11 protein-coding genes are annotated in these 11,576 nt (G+C 33.4%); 9 read left to right on the top strand and 2 right to left on the bottom strand.

Annotated elements, in window-relative coordinates; translation table 11 throughout:
• The 5 genes from AA089_RS25200 to AA089_RS16635 form a co-directional block, all read left to right on the top strand.
• Positions 1-333 (top strand): TlpA family protein disulfide reductase (locus AA089_RS25200; RefSeq protein ID WP_046758119.1); only part of this gene is annotated, 333 nt, incomplete at its 5' end.
• A gap of 339 nt (positions 334-672) precedes the next feature.
• Positions 673-1,521, top strand: a complete 849-nt coding sequence (locus tag AA089_RS16650) for a GLPGLI family protein (RefSeq protein WP_046758118.1) — start codon at positions 673-675, stop codon at positions 1,519-1,521.
• Positions 1,522-1,535: 14 nt separating this feature from the next.
• The gene (locus AA089_RS16645) at positions 1,536-2,714 is read left to right on the top strand and encodes an aspartyl protease family protein (protein WP_046758117.1); all 1,179 of its coding nucleotides are present in this window, start codon (positions 1,536-1,538) and stop codon (positions 2,712-2,714) included.
• 143 nt (positions 2,715-2,857) lie between these two features.
• The gene (locus tag AA089_RS16640) at positions 2,858-3,742 is read left to right on the top strand and encodes a GLPGLI family protein (RefSeq protein WP_046758116.1); all 885 of its coding nucleotides are present in this window, start codon (positions 2,858-2,860) and stop codon (positions 3,740-3,742) included.
• A 46-nt stretch (positions 3,743-3,788) separates the two neighbouring features.
• The gene (locus AA089_RS16635; protein WP_046758115.1) at positions 3,789-6,509 is read left to right on the top strand and encodes a carboxypeptidase-like regulatory domain-containing protein; all 2,721 of its coding nucleotides are present in this window, start codon (positions 3,789-3,791) and stop codon (positions 6,507-6,509) included.
• A gap of 379 nt (positions 6,510-6,888) precedes the next feature.
• On the opposite strand, the gene AA089_RS16630 is transcribed toward AA089_RS16635, so the two are convergent.
• Positions 6,889-7,209, bottom strand: coding sequence for a hypothetical protein (locus tag AA089_RS16630; RefSeq protein WP_046758114.1), 321 nt, complete (start codon positions 7,207-7,209; stop codon positions 6,889-6,891).
• Positions 7,210-7,472: 263 nt separating this feature from the next.
• Here AA089_RS16630 and AA089_RS16625 point away from each other — a divergent pair, with 263 nt between their 5' ends.
• The 4 genes from AA089_RS16625 to AA089_RS16610 are packed head-to-tail and all read left to right on the top strand — an operon-like array spanning position 7,473 to position 10,264.
• A complete protein-coding gene (locus AA089_RS16625; protein ID WP_156169070.1) occupies positions 7,473-8,186 on the top strand; it encodes a hypothetical protein in 714 nt (237 codons plus the stop codon).
• 10 nt (positions 8,187-8,196) lie between these two features.
• Positions 8,197-8,847: a hypothetical protein gene (locus AA089_RS16620; RefSeq protein ID WP_046758112.1), complete on the top strand. Its 651-nt coding sequence runs from the start codon at positions 8,197-8,199 to the stop codon at positions 8,845-8,847.
• Entirely contained in the window at positions 8,823-9,602 is a 780-nt protein-coding gene (locus AA089_RS16615; protein ID WP_046758111.1) for a sensor histidine kinase, read from the top strand. Before AA089_RS16620 ends, AA089_RS16615 begins: the two co-directional genes overlap by 25 nt.
• Positions 9,603-9,604: 2 nt before the next feature.
• Positions 9,605-10,264 carry a response regulator gene (locus AA089_RS16610; protein ID WP_046758110.1) on the top strand — a complete coding sequence of 220 codons (660 nt, stop codon included), beginning with the start codon at positions 9,605-9,607 and terminating at the stop codon, positions 10,262-10,264.
• On the opposite strand, the gene AA089_RS23830 is transcribed toward AA089_RS16610, so the two are convergent.
• Complete coding sequence (locus tag AA089_RS23830) at positions 10,251-11,558, bottom strand: paraquat-inducible protein A (protein ID WP_053002505.1); 1,308 nt, start codon at positions 11,556-11,558, stop codon at positions 10,251-10,253. The two genes, AA089_RS16610 and AA089_RS23830, sit on opposite strands and share 14 nt — an antisense overlap.
• Positions 11,559-11,576 lie beyond the last annotated feature (18 nt).

The raw sequence follows: 11,576 nt of genomic DNA, 5'->3' as shown, positions 1-11,576 counted from the left end.
ACCTGTGGTGTCTGTTTTGAAGAATTTCCCATATATGAAAAGCTCAGGCAAGAATTTGAAGGAAACGCAAAGATTAAGTTTTACAGTGCCAATGTTCCTTTACGTCGTGATACACGCGAAAAAACGCTGACTATCATCAAAGAATTGAACTATGATTACGAAACGGTATTTGCAGAAAAATTTGAAATGATTCGTGATAGTCTAGGAATCAACGGATTTCCACATTTACTAATTGTGAAAAATGATACTATTAAGTATTTGGGCGACATGGAAACTGATCGAAAAATTGTGTTAACTAATACACGAAATGTGATAAAAAATATACTAGAATAAATCTATTTTGCATTTTGATAAAAATCGTTAATTCGAGTGAATTTTACGATTGAAAATGAGTGAAATTTGTATCGAGAATAGATTTTTTCATAGTAAAAATGTTCTCGATACTATTCTTCGTACCTCAAAATCACTCGAACCGACGTTTCATGATATTTTTTGAATTCAAATGCTCTATAGGTTAGAATAACATTCAAAATACATACAGAACTAAAGTTTCTACACGAAAAATATAGAGACTTTTTTTGTGCTTAACACTCGTTAACATTCGTTAACCAAATAAAATACTTTTCTATTTCATATTTGTTACATCAAAAAACTACAAAACATTCACTACAAATGAAAAACTACGCACAATCAATCATTGTATTTGTCTTTATCTTAATAAGCACAATTGCAAGCGGGCAGGAATTCCAAGGAGAAGCTACCTATAAAACAAGCCGTAAAATGGATTTCAAACTTGATGAAGAAGGAAAAAATCAAGGAATTGACGAAGACATGCAGAAAAAACTAAATGAAATGCTGCAAAAACAATTTCAAAAAGAATACAAACTTACCTTCAACACCTCCGAATCTATCTATAAAGAAGAAGGAAAACTAGCAGCTCCACAACCACAAGCTGGCGGAATGCAAATTATGGTTATGGGAAGTAGCGAATCAAATATTCTATACAAAAACATGAAAGAGAAACGCTATACGAATCAAGAAGATATCTTTGGGAAAGTATTTCTCATCCAAGACTCGCTAGAAAATAAGGAATGGAAATTGGGCACTGAAACAAAATTTATTGGACAATACCAATGTTTCAAAGCAACGCGCACTATTGAAAGGGAAAAAATTGTAACTATCGGGTTAAATGAAAGTGAAGAAGAACCAAAAGTAACCAAAGAAAAAGTAACAATAACCGCTTGGTACACACCAGAAATTCCAGTAAATGCAGGTCCAGCAACCTATTGGGGATTGCCAGGATTGATACTGGAAGTCAATGATGGTTCGGAAACGATCATTTGTAGTAAAATTGTAATAAATCCAAAAGATAAAATTGTCATTAAAGAACCAACAAAAGGTAAAAAAGTAAACCAAGAAAAGTTTGAAGCAATCATACGTAAAAAAACAAAAGAAATGACAGAACGTTACAGAGGAAACGGTAGAAAAGGAGAAAGTATGACAATTCAAATTGGAGGATAAAAACAAGTGAAATCATGAAAATCAATCAAAAAAAATTCAGCGTATACATACTCTTTTGTATCTGTATTGCAACAATTGCACAGGCTCAAGTTGCGAAAATTCCCTTTGAAAATGACAACTTAATGTTCATCAAAGTAAAAGTGAATGCGCATACAACACCACTAAACTTTGTATTTGATACGGGCGCGTCCACAATGGTGTTAGACGAAACGGTTGCTAAAAAACTTGGCGTAAAAGCAGACTATCAACAACCGACAGAAGGCGCGGCAGGCACCGAAATGTACAACATTGCTTTATCGCAACAATTGCATATTCAGGATATTACCTTAACTTCTCATATGGTTTTAGTCGATTTGGCTCGCTTGTCTAAAAAAGGAAATCAAAAAATTGACGGAATCATCGGCGCAGACATCATGAAAGCATTTGTCACACGACTCAATTTTGATGACAGCGTTATTGAATTGTACAAAAATATCGAAGAAGTCAAAAATGTAGAAACCTACAAAGTTGTAAACGCTTCGTTAGATTTTGCAAATATTCCACAAATAGCACTAGAATTTACACTAGAAAACGATCAAAAATTTAATGGTGATTTTCTATTCGATTCAGGTGCAAATATGACTTTCTTACTCAATACACCATTCGCACAAAAACAGAAAATTGAAAATGTCATCGGAAAAACGATTGAAAACAAAGCGGAAAGTTTAACAACATCTTCCACATTTAAAATAGGGAAAGTTGCCAAAGTAAAACTAGCCGATTTTGAATTTGGTGAAATGCCAATGGATATTTCTCATAGCGAACATGGAGTCATGGCTTCGGAAGTCTACGCTGGAATTTTAGGAATCAAAATCATCAATCGTTTCAATACAATTTTAGATTACAGCAATAAGAAAATCTATCTGAAACCGAATGCTACATACAACAACAAGTTTGAGTTTCCTTTAAGTGGTATTTCTCTTGAAAAAGAAGCAGAAAAGATTCAAATTTCCAATGTAATAAAAGATTCAGAAGCATTTGCAAAAGGCATTCGGGAAGGCGATGAAGTAGTGTCTATAAATGGTAAAAAATTGACAAGTGTAAAAGTATACCGAGAACTTTTAAAACAAGAAAATAAAAAAGTACAAATCGTTCTAAAAGATAAAAAAGGAATTGCGAAAACGGTTATCATTACCTTAAAACGGCTCATTTAAGTCATTAATAATCAGGAATTAAGATAATTTTAACAAAAGATGATTAAACTCATGCGGAAATATTAGGTCTTAATGGTGTTAAAAGTGTAACTTTTCACAAACTTGTGTACTAACACTAAAACTATAAAAAACACCTAATAACAATGAAACGTATTTTAATTTGGAGCTTACTTTTATGTACAGTAAGCACGTTTGCTCAAGGTTTTCAAGGGAAAGCATATTATCAGTCTAAAACGACAATGGATATGGATTTTGGCGGAAGACAAATGTCGGAAGAACAAAAAAAACGAATTGCCGAACGTATGAAAGGCTTTTTAGAAAAAGTATACATTTTAGATTTTAGTCAAACGGCATCTACATACAAAGAAGAAGAAAAAATTGAAGCGCCAGGACAAGGTGGTGGAAGAGGATTTGGACGTATGATGATGGGAAGTTTCTCTCCAGGGAAACAATATAAAAATGTAAAAGATGGTGTAATGATGGAATCGAAAGAATTCTTCGGAAAAGAGTTCTTAATCAAAGATAGTTTGCCGAAATTGGAATGGAAAATGGAAGGCGAAACCAAACAAATTGGAAAATATCTATGTTTCAAAGCAACAGCATTAAAAACAGTTGATGAATTCGACTTCAGAAGTATGCGTAGAAGACGTGATAATAATGATGATAAAACAGCTGAACAGAAAAAACAAGACTCCATAAAAGCAGCAGACGATCCAATGAGTCAAATAGAAGTGCCAAAACAAGTATTAGTGACCGCTTGGTATACGTTAGACATTCCTGTAAATCAAGGTCCTGGAGAATATTGGGGATTGCCAGGATTAATCTTAGAAGTAAGCGCATACAAAACGACCATCTTATGCTCTAAAATTATCATGAATCCTGATGAAAAAGATCCTATTGAAGAACCAACAAAAGGAAAAGAAGTAACACGTCAAGAATACAATGACATCGTAAAGAACAAAATGGAAGAAATGCGAAACATGTATCGCGGTCGTGGCGGCAGAGGCGGCAGAGGCGGAAGAGGATAACCAAAAATCCTAGCCGAACGGCAACTAACCAACAGAAACAAAATCAATGAAAAAAATAGCATTTATCTTGCTATGCATCTGCATGGCACAGGCTTCCTATGCCCAAATTGCATTTGAAGGTGTGGTAAAAGATACACTAGGAAAACCACTCGAACTAGCCAACGTTATTGCGTTAAACAAAAAAACAAACGCGCTAGATTCGTACGGAATTACCAATGATGAAGGACGGTTTCGACTTTCCTTAAAAAAGAATACAAACTACACTATTAAAGTAAGTTTCATAGGACTTGCCACCATAAACGATTCGCTTACCACAAAAGAAGTCGATCTTAAAAAAGACTTCGTTATGAAAGCAGATAATAACCTACAAGCAGTAGAATTGACCTATGAAATGCCTGTTACCATCAAAGGAGATACCATTGTATACAATGCAGATTCCTTTAAAAATGGTTCTGAGAAAAAACTTGAAGATGTCTTAAAAAAATTGCCTGGAGTTGAAGTGACAGATGATGGAGAAATTGAAGTAGAAGGAAAAACAGTTTCAAAAGTTATGGTAGAAGGGAAAGATTTCTTTGATGGCGATAGCAAACTAGCCACCAAAAATATTCCTGCTGACGCAATTGACAAAGTTGAAGTATTGAAAAATCACAACGATGTTTCACAAATGCGTGGACTTGGAAACGATCAGGATAACATAGCAATAAACATAAAACTAAAAGAAGGGAAAAAGAATTTTTGGTTTGGAGAAATCACTGCTGGAGCAGGTCCAGACGAACGTTACGTCGCCAATCCAAGACTATTTTATTACAGTCCAAAATATAGCATAAACATCATTACAGACTTTAATAATATCGGTTCCATTCCGTTTACACGAAGAGATTATTTCAACTTTACTGGCGGATTTAGAAATGCGGCACGTAACACAGGAACCAACTTCAATGTAGCTACAAGTGATATCGGATTCTTAACCTTACGGAACAATAGAGCGCAAGCAATTGACTCAAAATTTGGTGCGGCAAACTTCAGTTACAACGTAAAAAAAACGTGGGATATTAGTGGTTTTGCTATCTATTCGGGTTCGCGAACGGAAATTAGTGAAAACAGTCTCAACGATTATTTAGATGAAAACATTCCTGATGAGACAACAACGACCAATACACGTCAACAAAGTGATTTAGGATTATTTAAAATAAGTACAACCTACAAGCCAAATAGTAACAATCAATTAGATTATGACGCTTTCGCGAAAATATCCAATCAGGGAGAACGCACAGATTTCTTTTCTTCGTTATTAGGTAATATTGATGAAAATCAGGCGCAAAATCCGTTTAGCATCAACCAAAATGTAAACTATTATTACACGCTTGATGAAAAAAATATCTTCGCGTTTGAAGCACAACATTTACTCCAAGATGAAGATCCTTTTTACAATGCACGATTGGCGCAAAGTGAACAATTTCGTTTTACAGATTTGTTAGGATTAAATACTGCGCAATCTGCATTAAACATAGGACAAGATAAACGTGTGAAAACAAATAAACTAGACGCACGAATGGATTATTGGTACGTGCTAAATAACAAAAGTAACATCAACATTACAGCTGGAACAACGTTAAGTAGGCAAGATTTTAACTCCGAAATTTTTCAGCTCTTAGACAATGGAACTGTATCTCCGTTAACGAACGCTTTAGAAAACGTAACCAATGATGTTGTGTATAATTTTAGTGATTTGTACTTAGGATTGCATTACAAAATCAAAGCTGGAAAATTTACATTTACGCCAGGAATTACAGCGCATGCGTACGGAATTAAAAATACACAGTTAAATACTGAGTTTAAAGATAACTTTACACGATTTCTACCAGATTTAGACGTACGATTGCAATTAAAAAGTTCTGAAAACCTAAATTTCAGATATCAAATGCAAACCGATTTTACAGATGTAAATCAATTGGCAGAAGGATTAGTATTTAATAACTACAACTCATTATTTCAAGGAAATAGAACCTTGGAAAATGCACTGTCGCACAACTTGAACTTAAGTTATTTCAGTTTCAATATGTTCAATTATACCAACATATTTGCTTTTGTAAACTACAACAAACGCGTAGATCCAATCAGAAATCGTTCGCAGTTTCTAACAATTCCTGGGACAAATCCTGGCGATCCTGACGTGTTGAGTACCAATAGTGTTTCATCGCCTTTCAACTCTAACTTTGCCGACGAAACAGTTAGTGCAAACGGACGATTTGAACGTACATTCGGAAAATTAAAAGCATCGGTTGGCGGAACACTTTCCCTGTCTAAATTTACCCAAGAAATTAACGGAAACAGAAACGTTAATGAATCGTTTACACAATCCTATCAAACACGATTCAGTACAAACTTTAGAAATGCACCAAACATTGAAGTTGGATACAATTTATCAATCAATAAATACGATCAAGGAAACATTACAAATACATTTACCACCAATAGTCCGTTTGTAAATGTGGATGCGTATTTCTTAAAAAGCTTCATATTTACGGCAGACTATTCATACTTCAATTACAAAAATGAAGAACGTACCATTAACAGTTACAGTTTCCTAAAAGCAGATTTGGCATATCAGAAAAAAGATAGCAAATGGGAATACACGCTTAGTGGAACTAACTTGCTAAATACGAAATCGTTAAACCAAGATAATTCGAGTAATTTTTCAACAAGCACAAGTGAATATTTCATTCAGCCGCGATACATCATTTTAAGTGTAAAGTATAATTTGTAATTTCTTTGCACAAAGCTAGTTCGATATAAAAATAAATAACGATTTTTTTCTTTTCCGAAGTATAGCAGGAATTTTTCGTTAAAAATTTTTGAAGCCTTGGAAAAAATTTAGGAAAATTCATGCGGTTTTAGTTTTTCCCAAAAAGAAAAACTAAAAATACCTCTGGAAAAGTTCCCTTTCTTTTGTTTCTTTTCTTTGGGAAAGCAAAGAAAATGAAAATGAATATATATTTTCATTATTTTAAATGTCGAATAATAAAAAGTTAACTAAATTTTATTTAACTAAAACTTATATTGAATTCACGATGAATAGCAAAAAAGCAAAAGCCTTTCCATCACAGAAAGGCTTTTGTTAATAATACTAAACTGAAAAATTGTTCTTATCCTTTTGTAATAATTTGTTCTACATATACATACGGTCCGTCTGGCGCTGCTTCTGCAATTCGAGCAACATACCATTCGGCTCCAAAAGGCAAATCAGTATTCCAAGGACTTTTATTAGCATCCGCCCAAGTCCAAGCTTTTGAATGGCCACCAGCATCTCTAGGAAATCCTTTTTCAAAAACTACAATTCTATCTTTTTGTGCTCTAAATGGTGCGTTTGTTCTCCATTCTACAAACAATTTTCCTTGTTTTTCATACGTTACCAATTCCCAAGAATAGGTTTTTTTTGCTGTTTGCTTTCTTGTTGCTTCTTCCATAATACACTATTTTAAATATTTGCCTACTCTGAAAAGGATTTTCGGCTTCTTCCTGTTTGGTTGTTTGATGTTTCAAAATTGGTCATATCACAGGAAAAATAATAGCCTGTAAGTACGGAAACTTCACTTCCGTAGATTCCCGCAATGAATGGTGGTTTATACGTATTTATCCGTTAGTTCTTAGCAACCACGCCGTTTTTTGTTTAGTTTTAACAGCAATTGAAAAAAGAAAACAACGTAATCAGTCACAAAACTAAATGACCATGAAAAAACCAAATACACACACAAAAGAATATTCAAAAGAAATGGAACGCTGGAAACATGAAGATGTATTACAACTGGCAAATCATTTCCATAGATTGAAAGAAAATCAATTTGAACGATCGAACGAATTTGCAATGCAAGACGATGATGTGGCACTTTTTGAAACTGTAAAAGAACATATAAAAACGATGAAAATATATTTGGCATTGGACGCAAAAGAGAAAGAGAAATTTACCTTTTTTCCAATACTTTATATAGATGATCATGATGGCAACAAATATCATTTTAAGATGTATGATAAAGCATCGGAATCAAGTCATGGAGAAGCAGAATTTGTGCCTGAAATATTTAAAAATATGATTGCTAAAAATTGGAGTGAAATTGATTTTCATTTAATTGATGACTTATTTACAGCACGCCAAAAAAAGGAAAATGCTCCAGAAGTTACGGTACGTGTAGAACATTATAAAATCTGTGATGAAATTATCGTGGTGTTGCAAAAATTACCAACAATCAACGGAATAACATTCTATTCAGGAATTGATATGAATAAATTTTCAGATAAATATCAAATATCTTTTACACCAGTTTTGGGTTTTAAACACGATCAAGCAACTTCGGAGAATTTTACACTTGGATTCCAAAGTGTGTTAGAATTTTCAAAAGGAGAAGTTTTTGTAGAATATACAAGTCCGTGTCCACCAACATGTTAAAAATTATGCAATGAGTAAAGAATTTTTTGGAAATCTTCGATTACTATCGTCACTTACAATAGTACTTCCGTTGCTAATCGGCATTTGGAAGTACTTTCGTTTGTCAACGATGCAACGAAAACTATTCTATTTAATCGTATTGTTTTCCATTACGGAACTCATTGCAAACATTTTATGGTATCAAAAACTCAACAACTTACCTGTATATCACTTTTATACAATACTTGAATTTCTGTGTATTATTTATATTTACAAAGATGTTTTATATAAACTATTTCCCGAACGTATATGCATCCTAATTGCAGGAATATTTACGGTATTTTGCATTGTAAATATGCTGTTTTTTCAAAGTATATATGTCTTCAACTCAAACGCAACCACAACCTTAGGTGTTTTGGTCATCTTTTTATCCATCAGTTATTTTTACACTTTACTCAAAGAAATTAAATATACTTCGCTAGAGCGCAATCCAATGTTTTGGTTAAATGCAGGCTTTTTGATCTATTTTTCAAGTAACTTGCTCTTATTCTACATCAGTAATAGTTTGTCTACCGAAGCTGCTGAGGTTAATTACCTCGTTTGGGGATTGCATGCTGTTGTTAATATTGTATTAGTCATTTTTTTCATAATAGCTATATGGGTCAATCCGAATCAACACTAACGTTACAAGTCATCATCATTGGAATGATCATGCTTTTTGTACTTGCATTAGCGGTCATTTTATTTTTTATCGTGTATCAAAAACGGTTGCTTGCACAACAAAAAAATCATCAAAAAATTGAAGCCGATTACCAACGAGAATTGTTAGCTGTAGCTATTGAAAGTGAAGAAAAAGAACGTACTCGAATTGGCAAAGAATTACACGATGATGTTGGCGCGTTACTAACAACGACAAAATTGTATTTGGGTCAAATTTCTTCGAAACTTTCGCCAGAAGAATTAACGACGACTACAGATAAAATGAAATCACTATTTGATAATATGATTCAAGGTGTTCGAAACATTTCACAAGATTTACGTCCTGTCATTCTGGAAAAATTAGGACTGTTAGAAGCTGTTGATAATTTGGTGCAAACGGTCAATAATGCTGGAAAGTTAGAAGCTACTTTCGTCGATGTTACAACGAGTCCAATCGCGAAAGCAAACGAATTAAATACCTATAGAATCATTCAAGAATTGATCAATAATACCTTAAAACACGCTATGGCATCCAACCTTTCTGTGACTATTGGACACGAAGGCGATATGTTGAAAATTGTATATGAAGACGATGGAATTGGGCTGCAGCAAGAATACTTAAATCAAAAAGGAATTGGACTCAGAAATATAGAAAGTAGATTGTCTGTATTAAAAGGCACCATACATTTCAATGCACAAAAAATGGGCATGAAAGCCACATTAAAAATCCCTTCATAATCATGAGTGAAAAAACAATAACATTAGGTTTAGTAGACGATCATAACTTATTTAGAGAAGGTATAAAATCGTTGCTCGATAAAATTCTAGAAGTACAACTTGTGTTAGAAGCTGTCAATGGAAAAGACATGTTTACGAAGTTGAAAAATGATGTTCCTGATATGATTTTGCTAGACTTAGAAATGGAGGAAATGAATGGTGTAGATGCTACGTTGAAGCTTCAAGCTGAATATCCTGAAGTAAAAATTTTGATTCTAACCATGCACAAAGAAGAACGTATGATTTCATACCTAATGGAAATTGGCGCCAACGGATATTTACTAAAAGATACAACAGGAGAAGAGTTGGAAGAAGCCATAAAAACAGTAGTTCGAAAAGGATTTTATTTCAATGAATTTGTCTCACAAGCGTTGTTGAAAGGATTAAAAAATAAATCGGGAAAACCGTTAAAAATCGGGAAAGATTATCACTTAACTGCACGTGAATTTGAAGTGTTAGAATTAATAGCACAAGAATGTACAACCGCCGAAATTGCCGAAAAACTATTCTTAAGCGTACGAACAATTGAAGGACATCGTAAAAATTTGATTAGTAAACTTGGTGTAAAAAATACGGCTGGTTTGTTGATAAAAGCGATTAAAGAAAAACTTATTGTGATTTAATTGCCGTGTTACTTTTGTCTAACAGTTTCTGAATCATTTGCGAAATAAAAATACTAAAAATTACAAATCCCATAAAGAAGAAGAAACCGTTTTGAAGTTCTGACTGATTCGTTGTTAAGATTTCTAAACTTTCAATGCCGTTTTCCAATTGCCCAAGCTGACTTGAAATGATGCCTGTAAATCCAATATACGCCATAAAAATTGCTACAACCAATACATCAGCCATAGACCATTTTCCACTTTTAAACACTAAAAAACGAATGATTTTATTCTGTTGAAATGAACGTTTAAAAACAAGTAATAGGCTTGCAACAAGTTTTGAAACGGGAAAAATGACACTAAACAATAGTACTAAAACACCAACCAAAAGTACTTTCAATTCTCCTTGCAAAAGCATCACTTTTGCGACTTCCATAATACTTTTACTCTTGTAATATAACACTTGATTTGTAAACGAAATCGGTTCGCCCATCAATTGTAATTCCATGGAAGAAATACGTGCATCAATAGCAATCATCGGAAGAAATACACCTAAAATCAACAAGTGAAAAGCGGCTAAAACGTACACTGTAATTTTAAAATTTGTTTGGTTTTTCAGGAAGAGCATCATTGCCAAAATACACAGAAAAGCAATAATTAATATTGAATGTACAAGGTTTTGTTTTCCATTGGTAATTTCCAGTTTTTTAGCAATACTTGTGTTGCAATCTGTTGCTGATGCCGCATTATATTTGCTAAGAATGTTGTTATATGTAGTATAATCGATCTTTTGAAAAGTTCCGTCGGTATACGTATTAATTTGTTCAAGAATGTACTTTTTAATATTGTCACGATTTTCATCATTCTCTAAAAAATCGAGAATATCTTCAGTAATCACAGGGACATGTTGTTTCAATTCGCCAAAAATTTCAAAAAAATCAGCACCAGCATTTCGCAATAAAGAACTAAAACTAGCTTTTTGATCATTTTTAGATTTATAAGTCGTTTCAAACTTTTCAATCGCTTCATACAAAAAGGCACGAATTTTAACACGCGCTTCTTTTCGGTCGTCGCCAGTAAGTTTGAGTTCTTTCAGTTTTTTCGTGATAATTTCAGCAAACTGTTCTTCCCAAGCATCAATATTAAACATGCCGTATTTAATGTCTGAAAGTTCAATTTTATCAGCGGTTAACGTTCGTTTTTCAGTTTCAAACGTATAACTAAAAAACGTCGCAAAACTTATCGCGATAAGCAACAAAACTAATATACTATTTAAGATGTGATTTTTAGACACTTGAATTGGTTTGGTGTACATTATTGTAGACGAATGAAT

It is taken from the genome of Kordia jejudonensis, from assembly GCF_001005315.1.
Lineage (GTDB): Bacteria > Bacteroidota > Bacteroidia > Flavobacteriales > Flavobacteriaceae > Kordia > Kordia jejudonensis.
The sequence above is the reverse complement of the archived record's forward strand: the minus strand, read 5'-3'. Positions and strand labels throughout refer to the sequence as shown.